The sequence below is a fragment of the Planococcus wigleyi genome (genome assembly GCF_014836985.1).
Taxonomy (GTDB): domain Bacteria; phylum Bacillota; class Bacilli; order Bacillales_A; family Planococcaceae; genus Planococcus; species Planococcus notacanthi.
Genome location: NZ_JACSPU010000005.1, coordinates 297,833 through 315,491, shown reverse-complemented (window position 1 = coordinate 315,491; position 17,659 = coordinate 297,833). Strand labels below are relative to the sequence as shown.

The window sequence follows — 17,659 nt, the reverse complement described above, 5'->3', positions numbered from 1 at the left end:
AATCCCTTTTACAGGGAGAACACGTGGATATAGTTACCTTATTGAATTTAGTGTTATTAGTGATATTGATTGGCTTGACGGCCTTTTTCGTCGGCTCGGAATTTGCGGTCGTTAAAATCCGCATGTCGCGGCTCGACCAATTGATTGCGGAAGGCAATAAAAAAGCAGTGATGGCAAAAAAAGTGGCCAGCGACTTGGATTATTACTTGTCCGCCTGCCAGCTTGGCATTACCGTAACGGCACTCGGGCTCGGGGCGCTCGGAAAACCGACTGTCGAACGCTTGATGTACCCGATCTTTGAATTTTTTGCAGTTTCCGATGCTTTAGCATCGGCTGCTTCCTACGCGATTGCGTTCTTGCTTGTTACCTACCTTCACGTAGTGGTCGGTGAAATGGCGCCTAAAACCTTGGCGATCCAATTCGCTGAAAAGATGTCCTTGCTGTTGGCGCCTTCGCTTTATTGGTTCGGTCAAATCATGAAGCCCTTCATCTGGGCATTGAACGGAGCTGCCCGCGTCCTGTTGAGGCTTTTCGGCGTTCAGCCGGCAGGGCACGAACAGGCTTATTCGGAAGAAGAGCTGAAAATCGTCATGGCCCAAAGTTATGAAGGCGGAGCGATCAATGAAACCGAGCTTTCCTATATGGAAAACGTCTTTTCATTTGATGAGCGCGTGGCTAAAGATATCATGGTGCCGCGCACCGAATTGGTGACACTCGATAAAGACATGCCGTTGAAGGAAATCATCGAGATTTTGGATGAGAACAATTACACACGCTACCCCGTCACGGAAGATGGCGACAAAGACCGCGTGCTCGGTTTTGTCAGTGCCAAGAAAATGCTTCCGCATATCGTCGCAGGGCGTGATTGGCAGCTGGAAGAGTTCATTTTGGAATTGCCGACCGTCTTTGAAGCGACTGGCCTGCAAGATGCGTTATTGCATATGCAGAATGCCCGCGTCCACATCGCGTTGGTGGCGGACGAATATGGCGGTACCGCTGGTATGATCACCATGGAAGACATTTTGGAAGAAATCGTCGGCGAAATCCGCGACGAGTTCGATGCGGATGAAGTTCCGGACATCAGTAAAGTCAATGAAGACCAATACTTGATTAATGGCCGTGTCCTGCTGAAAGACCTTGAGGAACGTTTCGGACTGTCTTTTGATGACAGCGAAGAGATCGATACCATCGGCGGCTGGATTCATTTCAAGAGCCTGGGAGAAGTTCAACCGGGCGAAACAGTCACGGAAGACCATACTCTATGGACTGTAACGGAAATGGACAACCAACAGATCAAGCAAGTCATGTTCCATAAACAACCGACAACTTAATCGAATAAACTGGACCGTGAAATAGCCAGTAGAACCTACAAAATATATGGAGGTGAATCCCTCAATCGAGGGATACAACTTGGATGGACAAATAGTAATTAACTTGATACTTGTGGCGTTGCTGATCATTGCAACCGCATTTTTCGTGGGTGCCGAATTCGCCATCTTGAAAGTGCGGATGTCACGGATCGACCAATTGATATCAGAAGGCAATAAAAAAGCTGTACGGGCAAAAGAAGTAGCCAATAACCTGGACTACTACCTGTCCGCCTGTCAGCTCGGAATCACCGTAACCGCTTTGGCGCTTGGTGCATTAGGGGAGCCGACAGTGGAACGCATGCTGCACCCGCTATTTGTAGCCTTTGAGGTTCCGGCAGCGTTATCGACAGTTCTTTCCTATGCGATTGCATTGAGTATCGTAACGTTCCTGCACGTGGTTATCGGAGAATTGGCGCCTAAAACCTTGGCCATCCAATTCGCTGAAAAGATGACCTTGCTCTTGGCACCGTCGCTTTACTGGTTCGGAAAAATCATGAGCCCATTCATTTGGCTGATGAATGGTTCGGCGCGCCTGTTGCTGCGTTTATTTAAAGTAGAGCCAGCCGGCCACGAAGAAGCCCATTCCGAAGAAGAACTAAAACTGATTATGGCTGAAAGCTATCAGAGCGGTGAGATCAATCAAACCGAATTGACTTACCTGAAAAACATCTTCGCTTTCGATGACCGCATTGTCCGGAACATCATGATCCCCCGGGAGAAAATGGTCACGATCGACGGCAATTTGACCCGTGATGGTCTGTTCAATGTCATCGATGGCCACGAGTACACACGCTATCCGGTCACCGATGCCGGCAATAAAGACCAATTGATCGGCTTCATCAACACCAAAGAAATATTGACGAGCATGGCGGCGGGACGGATTCAAGAACCCGAATCGTTCATCCATGAAATGACAAGCTTTACAGAAACCACGCCGATCCAGAAAGTCCTGACAAAAATGCAGCAAAGCCGGACGCATATGGCGGTCGTCACCACAAAAGACGGCGTCATTTCCGGCCTTGTCACGATGGAAGACATCCTGGAAGAAATCGTCGGAGAAATCAGCGACGACTCGTACGAAGTGAAACCCACTTAATTGGATCAGAAGAGAGGCCTTCGGGTTTCTCTTCTTTTTTTATGCGACTTGGAAAATTATTGATATAATGGTTGGAAAAGAAGCTGGGTAAGGAGAGGTTAAATGGAGAATGAAAACGCAAGGAAATCAAAGCAAGCTGTCCTGTTCTTCGGCGCCTTGACCTTTTTCGCCGCTGCCACATTCATCAGCCTCTATGAAGGAAGCCAGCTTGATGATATTTCCTGGGAGTGGCCGTACTCTGCAGTGTTCACCAATTGGTTGGGTGGAGGAGTGGGCTCGGCAGATGATATCCTGGCCATCGACTACCTCGTCTACGCCGCAAAATTCGAGCCGTTGTTTCCGCTCGTCATGTTCGTTTCCGGCATGATTTTGTTTCTGCAACTGTCTTTCTGGATATTCAGAAGAAAGAAGGCGACTTTAAGCGTGTTTCTCTTACTATGTGCAATCGCGCTGCTGGTACTCAGCGGGGCGTTGATGGCCTCGCCGACCGCCGGATTGGAATTGTTTTCGAGGGTTTTCCTTGGAACCGGCATCTTTATGATAATTTTCACCATCTGGTGGTTAATTAAAGCAGGGAAGCTGCCGTCTTAAAGCGGTTGCTTGCGAAATCGTGGAGTTTGTTTGCAGAATCGGCGGCGTAGTTTGCAGAATGCATGAGGTTGTTTGCGGAATATGCGACATTGCTTGCGGAATCCCATATGTTGTTTGCAGAATCGCTCATTTGCGGAATAAAAGACGAAAACGCTTCAGGCACTCACCATGCCTGAAGCGTTTTTTAGGTTTTTACAACAATTCTTCTCTGCCATAGGCCTTTCCCGCGCAGCTCCAATCTGTTTAAAAAGCAAATAGCGTCGCGTCGCACTTGAATTGCAGCCAATCGGGTCTGTAGTTTTTGGTAAGCAGCAAATACTGAGATCTAACTGTGAAGCGCCTGCTGTGCGCGGTGCTTCTGCTCTTTCGCTACATAAAAATCATATTGCGCCGAATTTGCCGCATTGTTGAAAACGGGGGGAGTGGCATTGGCATTCACTTTCAATACTGCATCGTAAGCGACACCGTGAGCGGTGAGCTTGCCAGCTGCTTTATAGTACATATCATCGCCAAAAACCGTATAAGCCAAATGCTTCTTTTCAAAAAACAGCCACCGGATCAATCCCACATCTTCCAACCCCTCTCGAGAACTACGGTCTCCGCTTCAATTCTTCAGCAATCGCTTTCAACTGCTCGTTGCGCTCTTTCGCCAATCTCAGGCCGGTGACCACGGCATAAATCACAAAGCCGAATACCACTAAATAAAAAAGAATGGTCACTATCGGAATCAGGAAGAAAAATTCATTCATCATACACGCACCTCCTCGTACCTGTTATACGGCAGGAGCGAAGAAACGTTTCAAAAAGATTCCAGATACTCCTTCAAGCAGAAGATTAGCGCCTGAAAGGAGGTTTTTTGTCGCTGATCAATAAAAAGTGGTACTATGTCTGTAGATTGGCACAAGAGAAATAGAAGCAGGTGCCGAATGAAGAGGCTATTCAGGTCCAGTTTTTTTCTTATGGGTTACATTTTAAGGGGGTATATTCATGGGGGAAATGTGCAAAGTGTTGATTGTCGATGACGAGATGCTGATCAGGCAAGGGATCATCAATTATATTGATTGGGAACAGGAAGGGTTTCAGATTGTTGGGGAAGCGTCGAATGGCAAAGAAGCGATGCAAATGATCGGGGAATTTTCTCCGCATATTGTCGTGACGGATATCGTCATGCCGATTATGGACGGCATCGATTTGGTCAGAGAAGCCAAGAAAGCATTTCCTCATCTTGAAATCATTGTGTTGAGCAGTTTTGAAAACTTCGATTACGTACGCTCGACTTTCCAGAACGGAGTCGCCGATTATATCTTGAAGCCGAAGTTGAACGGCGCCGAATTATTGCGGATCTTAAAGCAGATCGTCAACAGAATTCCGGATTTACAGGATGCTGATTCGCTGGAAAAGCCGAAGCGTTCCACAGAGGAAATGCTGGAAAATATGCTGCTCGGCTATGACTCGTCAGCGGATGGGGCGGTCTTTCCTAACAGCCGGTTTGTTTTGGTGCGCATACACGGAAACAACCTGGATTCGGCTCAGCTGAAAGCCGTGTTCAACCGGACGCCGCTTGAAGAGCTTGCCGTTTATTCGTTTGCTGCCAGCGATTCGGAATCGATGCTTTTGCTGAATTTCAATCCAAATCAGCTGGAAGCCATTAAAGGAGCCATCGAAAGCCATGCGGCCGAAACGCCGCTTGCCACGTGGATGGTGTTCGAACCGTTCGATAAAATCGATGACATCAAAAAGGTCCACGACGAAGGCTTCGTGAAGATGAAGAAGTATTTATTTTATCTGCCGGAACAGAATGTATTCGTCTACGACAACTTGCCGAAAGAAAATGAAAAACAAGCCAATTTTGACTTGAATCATTTTATTGAGATGTTCAAAGACCGCCTGTTCAATACGGCTTTTTCGTATCTTGAAAATCATGTGGCGGATTTGGCGGGCCGATACAACAACGACAGCTTTGAATTCAAATCATTTTTAGGGAATATCGTTTTCAACATCATTGTATTACTGGATGCCATGAAATACGACAACAAGGAAATCGAGCAAAAGAAATACGGTTATTTCTCGGCGATCAACGAAGCGGAACATGTTCATGAAGCGCTGGCGCAGTTCAACGCATTCCTGGAAGAAGTGCGGACCAACATCCTGTCGCTTAATAAAGCAGGTGAGCAGGCCAACAACATCGATAAAATCCTGGCGTATATTGAACAGCATTATACCGAGCCGCTCCGTCTGTCTGAAATTGCCAGCCATTTTCATTTCAATGCATCGTATCTGTCTTCTTATTTCAGTGCGCACCACAAAGAAGGGTTCAGCGAATACTTGAACCGGGTGCGGATCAAGAAGTCCATGGACCTCTTGGAAAACAGTACAGTCACCATTTCGAACATCAGCGGAATGGTCGGCTATTCGGATCACAGCTATTTTTGCAAAGTGTTCAAACGCATAACCGGAACGTCGCCAGGCAGTTACCGAAAGGAGTTCCGTGTCCGACATGAAAATGAAGAAAAAGGCCTTTCTCATCTTACGAAATAACAGCCTGTTCATCAAAATGTTTCTGATTATGATGCTCAGTATTGTGGCCGTATCTTTATTGATCACCTTCAGCTCGATCCGGATGTCTTCCGATTTGTTCATGGAGACTTTCAGCATTTCAAACACGAAAGCCCTGGAACAGATCGAGATCAGATTCGAAGATTATAGTTTTGCCATCGTCAATGCCACGAATGAAGTCCAGAACAACGGCACCATCAAAAAGGTATTGACGCAGGAAAACACAAGCGCCATCGAAACGTCGAAATCCTATCACGACATCAGCCGGCAGATTGAACGCATTTATCCGACGGTCGAGTCCTACGACACCAATATGATTGTGCTCGGCAACAACGAACGCCTGTACAATATGAATTATTCCAATTGGCCGGTGTCTTGGGACGTACTGCGAAACCATCCCATAACGAAGTACACCATCAACCGGCCCAATACGCTGCTTTATCAATTTATGCCTTCTACGTCGTTTAATGACAAACCGATGATTGTGGCCACAAAAGCACTCATGGAACGGTCGACCGGCGAAATTTATGGCGTGCTGTATTTTCCGATTCTCGAAGAGCAATGGAAAGGGCTGTATGAAGGGTATACCAGTACGGAAAACGAAGTGTTGCTGGTCAACCGGGCAGGGCAGATCGTTTCCAGCAATAAAGAAGAAATGATCGGTGACAAAGCTGATGAGCTTCTGGCATTGGCGGAAAAAGTGGAAGATGAAGGATTGGAATTCAAAGATGTCACCATCTCTGGCACAGATTACATGCTGATGTCGCAATACCTTCCGACCTATGACATGTATTTGGTGAATCTGGTGGATAAAGACGCAGTATTGGCCAATTTGATCAACACCAAAGAAATTCTATTGATCAGTTTGGGCATCGTCTTGTTGGCTGTGATTGTGGTGTTTCTCATTTCCCGGCGGATAACGAATTCCATCAGCCGTTTGGTCAAGCAGATTTCAACGAGCGCCAAACACGAATTCAATCGGCCGGTTGCCGAAACAGGCGGCTACGAAGCGAAAAAAATTGCCAATGCTTTTAATTCCATGCTCAATGAATTACAGGAATATGTCGGCCTTGTTGTCCAGGCGCAGCAAAAACAGCGTTCTGCGGAACTGATGGCGCTGCAGCATCAAATCAATCCGCATTTTCTTTACAATACTTTGGCTTCCATCAAATTCATGATCCAGCAGGGCAAAAAGGAAAAAGCGACGGATATGATCCATGCTTTGATTTCGTTATTGCAAAATGCCCTGAGCAACGTCGACCAAACCATCACCGTCGAACAGGAAATAAAAGACTTAAAAAATTACGTGTTGATCAATCAGGCGAGATACGGCGAAGGCATCAAAGTGAATTTCTTCATTTCGCCCGATTGCCTGGATTACCAGTTACCGAAGCTGATTCTTCAACCGTTTATCGAAAACGCTTTTTTCCACGCGTTCAACATCCAAAAAGAAGGCTTTGTCCAAATCCTGGTTTCTGAAAAAGGAGGCAACCTGTTATGCGAAATCGTCGATAACGGCGATGGCATGGAAATCAAAGGCGACCATACCAAAGAAGACATCAAAGAGAAACGCCACTTGTTCAGCGGCATCGGCATCCGCAATGTCCATGAGCGCATCCAGATGCTGTATGGAGAAGAATTTGGCGTAGAAATCACCAGTGAAATAGGAAACGGCACAAAAGTGAAAGTCGAATTGCCGCTTCAGATTTCTGCAAAACCTAAAGAAATTACCAGCATCTAAGAATAGTCCAACTAAATTATCGGAAAGTTTGAAATATCTAAAAATTATCAAACAAACACCTAAAGATTGTGCTAACAATCTTTTTTTTTGTGTCGTTATACTGTAGACAAGGTGCAAAGTTAAGCGCTTACAAAAAAGGGGGATTTTCAATGAAGAAATTTTATCTTATGCTTGTGCTGCTTGTCGGTATGGCAGTTTTAGCGGCTTGTTCTTCCGGGGATGAAGAAGCAAGCGGCGGCAGTTCAGAAGGTTCATCAAGCGTAGACACCATTACCGCTTGGGCTTGGGATCCAGCATTCAATATTGCCGCTCTTGAAAAAGCAAAAGAAGCTTACAGCGGAGACGGAGATTTTGAAGTGAACATCATTGAAAATGCGCAAGACGATATCATTCAAAAATTAAACACAGGGCTTAGCTCGGGTACAACAAAAGGAATGCCGAACATTGTGTTGATCGAAGATTACCGTGCACAAAGTTTCCTTCAGGCCTATCCGGATGCTTTCCATCCATTGACGGATGTCATCAACTCAAACGACTTTGCGGATTACAAAATTGCCACAACCAGCTTTGACGGCGAACAATACGGATTGCCATTTGACTCAGGGGTTGCTGGATTGTACGTACGCACAGATTATTTGGAAGAAGCGGGCTACACACCCGAAGACCTGACAAATATTACTTGGGATGAATACATCGAAATCGGTAAAAAAGTAAAAGAAGCAACGGGCAAAAATATGCTGACATTGGACCCGAACGATTTGGGACAAATCCGTATGATGATCCAGACAAATGGTTCATGGTATGTGGATGAAGATGGTTCAACGCCAAACCTTGCAGGCAACGAATCACTTGAAAAAGCATTTGAAACATACAAAAAGATGATGGATGCGGATATCGGAAAAATCGTTTCTGACTGGAGCCAGTTTGTCGGCGCCTTCAACAGCGGCGATGTAGCAAGCGTTCCAACAGGAAACTGGATCACGCCAAGCATTAAACAAGCAGCAGATCAATCAGGCAAATGGGCTGTCGTACCAATGCCGCGATTGGACATGGAAGGCGCAGTCAACGCTTCTAACTTGGGCGGCAGTTCTTGGTACATCTTGAACGTCGATGGCAAAGAACAGGCAGCTGATTTCATGCTGAACACATTTGGATCGAATGTTGATCTTTATCAAACACTGGTAAAAGACATCGGCGCTCTTGGAACTTACTCCGCGGCAGCTGAAGGCGATGCTTATGCAGTTGAAGACGAATTCTTCGGCGGACAGCAACTTCTTTCTGACCTGTCTTCATGGACAGACGAAATTCCAGGCGTCAACTATGGCCTTCACACGTATGCCATTGAAGACATCCTGGTAACAGGAATGCAGGATTATTTGAATGGCACAGAGCTTAAGACAGTACTTGAGAATGTCCAAGGACAAGCTGAAGCACAACTCAAATAATTGATTGGAATTAACTAAAGCCTTGAGTTGCCGCCGACTAACTGGTAGAAGTGCTTTATCGCTCACCAGCCAGGCACAGCTCAAGCTTTTTTTATAGGAGGAATGAGAAAAATGAGCCAGCAATCAACAAAAAAAGGCGAACTGGATCTCCCAGTAAGCTTGCGCTATAAAGAGACCAGACGCGAAAAAAACGGTGTATTCTTCAGGAAAAAAGTCGGTTGGCTGTTTGTCATTATCTCCGTCATTGCCATCACAATCTTCAACTTCTACCCGATGGTCCAAGCGTTCCTATTGTCATTCCAATCAGGGATGGGCGGGAATTTGGAATATGTCGGATTCAATAACTGGCAGCGATTGTTCGGTGACCCGACATTTATCGCAGCGCTAACCAATACATCAATCTACTTGCTCATTCAAGTACCCTTGATGATTGTCTTGGCGTTATTCTTCTCGGTCTTGTTAAATGACCCAAAATTGAAATTCAGAGGTTTTTTCAGAATCGCGATTTTCCTGCCATGTGTCACGTCATTGGTTGCCTACTCAGTTATCTTCAAGTATTTGTTCGGCATCGATGGCATCATCAATCAATTCCTGCTGAACTTCGGTTTTATTTCACAAACGATCAATTTCCTGGCCGATCCGTTTTGGGCGAAGGTAGTCATTATCCTTGCCATCACATGGAGATGGACGGGCTATAACATGATTTTCTATTTGGCGGCTTTGCAAAACGTCGACAAGTCAATCTACGAAGCGGCAAGAATTGATGGAGCGAACGCTTTCCAGCAGTTTTTCCAGATTACCGTTCCGATGCTGAAGCCGATCATTTTGTTCACATCGATCACGTCCACCATCGGTACTTTGCAGATCTTTGATGAAATCGTCAACATCACCAACGGCGGACCCGGAAATGCGACGATTTCGATTTCGCAATACATCTACAACCTGTCGTTCGAATACACGCCTGACTTCGGTTATGCGTCAACCGTATCTTACGTCATCGTGATTTTAGTGGTGATCCTTTCGATTATTCAATTCAGAGTGGCGGGTGAGAAAAAATGAAAAATTTGAAAAGCATCTTCATCTACACGTTTCTAAGTCTTGCAGCCATCGTTTCCATTTTTCCTTTCCTGTGGATGCTCGTCAGCATCACCAATAAATCGGTGGATGTGACGCAAGGGCGTTTGATTCCGGGGACTCATTTGATTGAAAACATGAAGACTTTATTTGCGACAGTGGACATTGTCCCGGCATTGATGAACTCGGCGATCATCGCAATCATTACGACCATTTTGACGCTGTTGTTGGCATCGCTTGCCGGCTATGGTTTTGAAATCCACCGCAGCAAAGGAAAAGACATTGTCTTCAACATCCTGTTGCTGTCGATGATGATTCCGTTTGCGGCGATCATGGTGCCGCTTTACCGCATGTTCGGCAGCATCAGCGACACAGCACCATTCCTTGGCATCGATTCGCTCGGCGCAGTCATTTTGCCGACGGCGACGACCGCGTTCTTCATCTTTTTCTTCCGGCAAAACACGAAGATGTTTCCGAAAGATTTGGTGGAGGCGGGAAGAATTGACGGGTTGAGTGAAATCGGCGTCTTCTTCCGGATCTACATGCCGACAATGAAAACGACGTACGCAGCAGCGGCCATCATCTCGTTCATGAACAGCTGGAACAACTACCTGTGGCCATTGGTCATCCTGCAATCACCGGAAAAAAGAACAATTCCGTTGTTGATTTCAAACCTGGGCTCCAGCTACGCACCGGATTACGGCGTCATCATGTCAGCCATCGTCATCGCCACTTTGCCGACTGCACTTGTCTTCTTCCTCATGCAGAAGCATTTTGTTGCAGGAATGATGGGGTCGGTTAAGGGTTAAATAGTAGTCAGTTATATCCAATTAGTAGCTGACTACTGCTGTTATAGACCGCTTCGGCCGCTTTGGGTAGGCTCCTGCGCAAGCTCGTCGCAAAGGAGTCACCAGGGGTGCCTGGCAACCTCCTTGGCTCCCGCAAGAAGCCAGGAAAACCGCCTGTCTTCTTGCTTCGCCTGGCCCTTGGATGCGCCGGCACTAAGAGATTTACTCTGCTAGCTATGACATTGTATTTTTCATCAACTTACTTATTGATATGGAGCAAAACGGCGGAGACGCCTGCGGGATAGCGAGACAGCCGAGACCCCGCAAGGAGCAAAGCGACTGAGGAGGCTTGGCGCTCGCCCGCGGCAAGCACAGCTGTTTTGCGGAATATCGGCAATCGGAGCTTACTAGTTCAACTTATTTTAGGAGGTAAATTGTGCCGATTTTATATAATGACTCCACTCAAGAGTTTCACCTGCAAACAGAAAAAGTGAGCTATATTTTCAGCGTTTTGGACAATGGCCAGTTGGGTCAGCTTTATTATGGCAAGAAGCTGCGCCATAGGGAGTCGTTTCAGCGCTTGTTTCATGTGGAAGCTGCTCCGAATACCGCTTGTGTCAATGAAGGGGATTTGGTTTTTTCGCTGGACTTGATCAAGCAGGAATATCCAGCCTATGGCGCAACGGACTTCCGGGAGCCGGCTTACCAGGTGCTGCAGGAAGGCGGGAGCCGGATTACGGATTTTGTTTATCAGGACCATGAGATCTTTAAAGGCAAAAAGAAACTGGAAGGCTTGCCCGCTACGTATGCGGAAAGTGATCAGGAAGCGACCACTTTGGAGATTTATCTGTACGACAAAGAAATCGATTTGGAGCTCCGGCTCTCTTATACGGTGTTTGAAAAGTCCAATGCGATTGCGCGTTCTGCACAGTTCATCAATCGGGGGCAAAGAGATGTAAATTTAACAAGAGCATTGAGTGCCAGCATCGATTTGCCGGATTCGAATTTTGAGATGGTGCAGCTGTCGGGTTCATGGGCACGGGAGCGGCACATCCAAAACCGCAAATTGGTGCCGGGCATCCAAAGCATTGCCAGTACACGCGGGACGAGCAGCGCCCAGCAAAATCCGTTTCTTGCCTTGAAACGGCCGGAGACGACGGAACATCAAGGCGAAGTGTACGGCATGAGCCTGGTCTACAGCGGCAATTTCCTGGCGCAGGTGGAAGTGGATCATTACGATGTGACGCGCTTGATGATGGGCATCAATCCGTTTGATTTTAATTGGCTGCTGGAAAGCGACGAAAGTTTCCAGACACCGGAAGTGGTGCTGGTGTATTCAGATGAAGGCTTGAATGGCATGAGCCAGACTTTCCATCAGCTGTACCGTACTCGCTTGGTGCGCGGGAAATGGCGCGACCGGGAACGTCCGGTGCTGATCAACAACTGGGAAGCGACTTATTGGGATTTCAATGATGAAAAAATATTGGATCTCGCCAAATCATCCAAAGAATTGGGCGTGGAATTGTTCGTCCTGGATGACGGCTGGTTCGGCAAACGCGATGATGACACCACGTCTTTAGGGGATTGGTCGGCAGACAAGCGCAAGTTGCCGAAGGGCCTTACGCAATTGGCGAAAGACATTACCGGCTTGGGCATGGAATTCGGCCTTTGGTTTGAACCGGAGATGGTCTCAAAAGCAAGTGAGTTGTATAAAACCCATCCGGACTGGGTGATCCATGTGCCCAACCGGAAAATGTCGCATGGCCGAAACCAGTTTGTGCTTGATTTTTCCAGACAGGAAGTCGTAGATTTCATCCATAAGATGATGGCGAAAGTCTTGAGGGAGACGCCGATTTCGTATGTGAAATGGGACATGAACCGCTACATGACAGAAGTCGGTTCTTTGGAATTGCCGGCCAACCGCCAGCGTGAAGTGGCGCACCGCTACATCCTGGGCGTCTATTCCTTGTATGAACGGCTGACGACGGAGTTTCCGCATGTCTTGTTCGAATCCTGTGCGGGTGGCGGCAGCCGGTTCGATCCGGGCTTGCTGTATTACGCGCCGCAAGGCTGGACCAGTGACGACACCGATGCGGTTGAACGCCTGAAGATTCAATATGGCACGTCGCTGGTGTATCCGCTCAGTTCGATGGGCGCCCATGTATCCGCGGTTCCCAACCATCAAGTGGGCAGGATGACGAGCTTAGAGACCCGGGCAAATGTCGCTTATTTCGGCGCATTCGGCTACGAGCTCGATGTAACGGCGATGACCAATGAAGAAAAAGAAGAGGTAAAAGAACAAATCGCTTTCTACAAAGAAAACCGGTCGCTCATTCAGCAAGGCCAGTTTTACCGGATCGAAAGCCCGTTTGCGGAAGATGGCAATCAAACCAGCTGGATGGTCGTATCAGAAGACCAAAGCGAAGCAATCCTCGGTTATTACCAAGTCTTATCGCGGCCGAATCCTGGGTTCACCCGCATTTTCTTTAAAGGGCTGAATCCGGAATTTGAATACACCATCGATGGGATAGGCGATACCTTTTACGGAGACGAACTGATGGGTGCCGGTCTGCAGCTGAACCGGTACCGGACGGACCACCATCCAGCTGACTTTTCTTCGATTGTTTATAAAGTAAAGCGGGTGTGAGTAAAGAGTTTTATAGATAGAATAACTTTTAAAATCGCGCCGGTCGCTTATCCCTTGGACGCGTCGGCGCTAAGTGAGTGCTGTAAAAAAGAGACTTTATTTGCTTTACTTCATATCAATACTAAAAATATCTCCACCTACATAGGAGGCGTCGACGTGCTGACTGTTAAAAACGATTCGTTTTATTTTGAGGGCGAGCCTTTCCAGATCTTGTCGGGCGGCATGCATTATTTCCGGACGATGCCGGAACAATGGGAAGACCGCTTGCTGAAGCTGAAGGCTTTGGGGCTCAACACGGTGGAAACCTACATTCCGTGGAATTTCCACGAACCGAAAAAAGGGCAGTTCAATTTTTCGGGAATGGCGGATATCGAACGCTTTATCGAACTGGCGCACACGCTCGGGCTGTATGTCATCCTGCGTCCGGCGCCGTATATCTGCGCGGAGTGGGAAATGGGCGGCTTGCCATCCTGGCTGCTGAAGCACAAAAGCATGGTCATGCGAAGCAGCCATCCGTCTTTCCTGAAGCATGTCGAAGATTACTTCAACGAATTGCTGCCGAAGTTCAAAAAGCATCTCTGCCAAAACGGCGGGCCGGTCATTGCCATGCAGATTGAAAATGAATATGGGGCGTACGGCAATGACATGGCTTACCTTCATTTCTTTAAAGAACAGTATGAGAAGCATGAACTGGATACGTTCTTGTTCACATCAGACGGTCCGGACTTTATTCAACAAGGTTCGCTTCCGGATGTCACCACTACCTTGAATTTCGGTTCGCGGGTAACGGAATCATTCGATGCACTCGAAACGTTCAAAGCCGGTTCGCCGAAGATGGTGGCGGAGTTTTGGATCGGCTGGTTTGATTATTGGACCGGTGAACACACGGTGCGGAGCGGGGACGATGTGGCTGCGGTCTTTAAGGAAATCATGGAGAAGAACATCTCCGTCAATTTCTATATGTTCCACGGCGGTACGAACTTCGGCTTCATGAACGGCGCGAACCATTATGACATCTATTACCCGACGATCACCAGCTACGATTACGACAGCTTGCTGACGGAAAGCGGGGCGATCACCGAGAAATACAAAGCAGTCAAGAAAGTCCTGAGTGAGTACCGGGAAGTGCCGGCGGATTTCGAGGAGACGGCAACGGCGAAAGCCTATGGAGAAGTGACGCTTTCAGAGTCTGTCAGTTTGTTCGACGTCCTAGAAGACATCAGCGAAAAAGTCGAGCACATTGTGCCGCTGGCGATGGAAGATATCGATCAGGCATACGGCTATACGCTGTACCGGACGACGGTCAACCGCCAAGGCGAATTGAAAGTCAACTCGAGTAATATCCGCGACCGGGGCTCTATTTACATCAACGGCCGTTATATCACCACAACCTACATCAACGATCTAAATAAAGAATTGACTTTGGAGTTCCCGGACCCGGTGAACACGCTGGAGATCCTCGTGGAGAACATGGGGCGCGCCAATTACGGGGAGCATTTGACGGATCCGAAAGGGCTCATCAAAAACCTGTGGCTCGGCGAACAGTATTTCTTTCACTGGGAAATGTTCAAAGTGGAGCTGGACCGTTTGCCGGAAGCCTATGAGCTGAGCGGTGAAGACCGGTTCCCGAAATTTTTCCGTGGTTCGTTTGATGCGGCAGAAGGGCTGGACGCTTATGTCGACACCGAAGGCTTCACCAAAGGCAATGTCTTCATCAACGGCTTTAATCTCGGCCGCTACTGGAATACTGCCGGTCCGCAGCAACGCCTTTATTTGCCGGGCCCATTGCTGAAAAATGAAAACAATGAAATTGTCGTACTGGAACTGGAAAACACGGCGACCGATAAAATCCACTTGCTGGACCAGCCAAAACTCGGCTAAACACTATTGAAGCAGAAGGGATGGAATAAAATGATCAACGATAAATTACCGAAGATTTGGCATGGCGGGGACTATAACCCGGAACAATGGGATTCAAAAGAAATCTGGGACGAGGATGTCCGGATGTTCAAGCTGGCTGGGATCGATGTAGCGACGTTAAACGTCTTTTCATGGGCATTGAATCAGCCGAATGAAGATACCTATAATTTTGACTGGCTGGACGACAAAATCAACCGCTTGTATGAAAATGGCATCTACACATGCCTTGCCACCAGCACAGCTGCGCATCCGGCGTGGATGGCGAAGAAATACCCAGACGTATTGCGTGTGGATTTCTACGGCCGTAAACGCAAGTTTGGCAGCCGCCACAACTCCTGCCCGAACAGCCCGACGTACCGCAAGTATTCCGAGAAAATCGCTGAAACATTGGCGGAGCGCTATAAAGACCACCCGGCTGTCTTGATTTGGCATGTGTCCAATGAATATGGCGGCTACTGCTATTGCGACAATTGCCAGGACGCGTTCCGTGGCTGGCTGAGCGACAAATACGGCACGATCGAAAAGTTGAACAAAGCATGGAACACCGGATTCTGGGGGCATACGTTCTACGAATGGGACGAAATCGTCGCACCGAATATGCTGAGCGAAGAACGCGAAGACAACGTCTCCGACTTCCAGGGGATTTCACTGGATTACCGTAGGTTCCAATCGGACAGCTTGCTTGATTGCTACAAGCTGGAGTACAACGCGATCCGCAAGCACATTTCGAACACGCCGATCACCACCAACTTGATGGGCACCTACCCGATGCTGGATTATTTCAAGTGGGCGAAAGAAATGGACGTCGTATCCTGGGACAACTACCCGGCGATTGATACGCCGGTCAGCTACACGGCCATGACACACGATTTGATGCGCGGATTGAAGAACGGCCAGCCGTTCATGCTGATGGAGCAGACGCCGAGCCAGCAAAACTGGCAGCCGTATAATTCCTTGAAGCGCCCGGGCGTTATGCGTTTATGGAGCTACCAGGCAATCGGCCGCGGCGCAGACACCATCCTGTATTTCCAGCTGCGCCGTTCAGTCGGGGCTTGCGAGAAATACCACGGAGCGGTCATCGAACACGTCGGCCACGAAAACACGCGTGTGTTCAATGAAGTCGCCCAATTAGGAAAAGAATTGAACGGCTTATCCGATACCTTGCTCGATGCACGCGTTAATGCCAAAGTGGCCATCGTCTTCGACTGGGAAAACCGCTGGGCGACGGAACTGTCGAGCGGCCCTTCCGTATCGCTTGATTATGTCAATGAAGTTCATAAATACTACGACGCGTTGTACAAATTGAACGTCCAAGTCGACATGATCGGCGTCGAAGAAGACTTGAGCCAATACGATGTCGTCATCGCACCGGTTCTGTATATGGTGAAAGAAGGCTACGCAGCGAAAGTTGAGGCCTTTGTCGAAAACGGCGGAACTTTCCTGACGACGTTTTTCAGCGGGATTGTCAACGAAACCGACATCGTCACACTTGGCGGTTACCCAGGCGAACTGCGCAACGTGCTCGGCATTTGGGCGGAAGAAATCGATGCGCTGCATCCGGACGAAACCAATCAAATCGTCATGAAAGAAGTACACGGCAAGATGAGCGGCAAGTATTCATGCAACCTACTGTTTGATTTGATTCATACAGAAGGCGCAGAAGCGGTCGCGGAATACGGTTCTGACTTCTACAAAGGCATGCCGGTCCTCACCGTCAATAAATTCGGCAAAGGGAAAGCGTGGTATGTGGCGTCGAGCCCGGACGCGGAATTCCTCGTCGACTTCCTCAAGACGGTATGTGATGAAGCGGGCGTCGAGCCATTGCTTGCTGTACCGGAAGGCGTCGAAACCACGGAACGCGTGAAAGACGGCCAAACGTATTTGTTCGTGTTGAACCACAACAACGAAGAAGCAACGATCGAATTGAAAGACAACGAGTACAGAGAAGTGCTTACGGATGAACAAGTAAGCGGCAATCTGGTCTTGAAAGAAAAAGGTGTCTTGATTTTGGCGAAGGTGTAAGTAAGATAAGTGAATTAATTATAAGCGATGAATGTTTTTAATAGATATTCCGCAAACCAGCTCCGCTTTCCTACGGGCTTGCACCGAACTAACTCGGGCTATACGCCCGAGTGGATTTCGGCACTTCGCTTGCCCGCGGGAGTCTCCGCTGGTTTGCTCCATATCCTACTGGTTAATAGGATGGTAAGTGTAAATGTAGAGTAGGAAGCGCCGATGAACTGCTACTTCTTTATTTCAATTTATAGAGAACAATAGAAGACAAGTGAATAGACGAAGAGCCCATGTGGACTGCACTGAAATTGTCGGATATTAATCTGACGGTGGAGGAACGGTCCATATGGGTTTTTCTATTGTATACCGAAGTTCTTTATGGGAAGTAAAACAGTACATTGCATGGAGCTTTCAAGAA

Annotated in this window: 13 protein-coding genes; 11 read left to right on the top strand and 2 right to left on the bottom strand. The window is 47.8% G+C overall.

Annotated elements, in window-relative coordinates:
• Positions 1–23 precede the first annotated feature (23 nt).
• From H9630_RS15215 to H9630_RS15205, 3 genes are all read left to right on the top strand, one after another.
• Positions 24–1,331 carry a hemolysin family protein gene (locus H9630_RS15215; protein WP_191716345.1) on the top strand — a complete coding sequence of 436 codons (1,308 nt, stop codon included), beginning with the start codon at positions 24–26 and terminating at the stop codon, positions 1,329–1,331.
• Between the two features lie 79 nt (positions 1,332–1,410).
• Positions 1,411–2,466 (top strand): hemolysin family protein, encoded by a 1,056-nt coding sequence (locus H9630_RS15210; protein ID WP_191716344.1) that lies wholly within the window; start codon positions 1,411–1,413, stop codon positions 2,464–2,466.
• Between the two features lie 102 nt (positions 2,467–2,568).
• A complete protein-coding gene (locus H9630_RS15205) occupies positions 2,569–3,057 on the top strand; it encodes a DUF4306 domain-containing protein (protein WP_191716343.1) in 489 nt (162 codons plus the stop codon).
• Positions 3,058–3,382: 325 nt separating this feature from the next.
• Here the strand turns inward: H9630_RS15205 and H9630_RS15200 are convergent, their stop codons facing one another.
• Positions 3,383–3,625 (bottom strand): hypothetical protein, encoded by a 243-nt coding sequence (locus tag H9630_RS15200; RefSeq protein WP_225218615.1) that lies wholly within the window; start codon positions 3,623–3,625, stop codon positions 3,383–3,385.
• 22 nt (positions 3,626–3,647) lie between these two features.
• Entirely contained in the window at positions 3,648–3,809 is a 162-nt protein-coding gene (locus H9630_RS15195; RefSeq protein ID WP_191716342.1) for a hypothetical protein, read from the bottom strand.
• Between the two features lie 235 nt (positions 3,810–4,044).
• On the opposite strand from H9630_RS15195, the gene H9630_RS15190 reads away from it, so the two are divergent.
• From H9630_RS15190 to H9630_RS15155, 8 genes are all read left to right on the top strand, one after another.
• Positions 4,045–5,595, top strand: coding sequence for a response regulator transcription factor (locus H9630_RS15190; RefSeq protein WP_191716341.1), 1,551 nt, complete (start codon positions 4,045–4,047; stop codon positions 5,593–5,595).
• On the top strand, positions 5,555–7,354 hold the full coding sequence (locus H9630_RS15185) for a sensor histidine kinase (RefSeq protein WP_191716340.1): 1,800 nt from the start codon (positions 5,555–5,557) through the stop codon (positions 7,352–7,354). The genes H9630_RS15190 and H9630_RS15185 overlap by 41 nt, the downstream gene beginning before the upstream one ends.
• A gap of 149 nt (positions 7,355–7,503) precedes the next feature.
• Positions 7,504–8,799 (top strand): ABC transporter substrate-binding protein, encoded by a 1,296-nt coding sequence (locus H9630_RS15180; RefSeq protein WP_191716339.1) that lies wholly within the window; start codon positions 7,504–7,506, stop codon positions 8,797–8,799.
• Positions 8,800–8,910: 111 nt separating this feature from the next.
• Positions 8,911–9,858: a carbohydrate ABC transporter permease gene (locus tag H9630_RS15175; RefSeq protein ID WP_225218582.1), complete on the top strand. Its 948-nt coding sequence runs from the start codon at positions 8,911–8,913 to the stop codon at positions 9,856–9,858.
• Entirely contained in the window at positions 9,855–10,682 is an 828-nt protein-coding gene (locus tag H9630_RS15170) for a carbohydrate ABC transporter permease (protein WP_191716338.1), read from the top strand. Before H9630_RS15175 ends, H9630_RS15170 begins: the two co-directional genes overlap by 4 nt.
• A 415-nt stretch (positions 10,683–11,097) precedes the next feature.
• A complete protein-coding gene (locus tag H9630_RS15165; protein WP_191716337.1) occupies positions 11,098–13,308 on the top strand; it encodes an alpha-galactosidase in 2,211 nt (736 codons plus the stop codon).
• A gap of 156 nt (positions 13,309–13,464) precedes the next feature.
• Positions 13,465–15,189, top strand: coding sequence for a glycoside hydrolase family 35 protein (locus H9630_RS15160; protein ID WP_318248004.1), 1,725 nt, complete (start codon positions 13,465–13,467; stop codon positions 15,187–15,189).
• 30 nt (positions 15,190–15,219) lie between these two features.
• Complete coding sequence (locus tag H9630_RS15155) at positions 15,220–17,250, top strand: beta-galactosidase (protein WP_191716336.1); 2,031 nt, start codon at positions 15,220–15,222, stop codon at positions 17,248–17,250.
• Positions 17,251–17,659 lie beyond the last annotated feature (409 nt).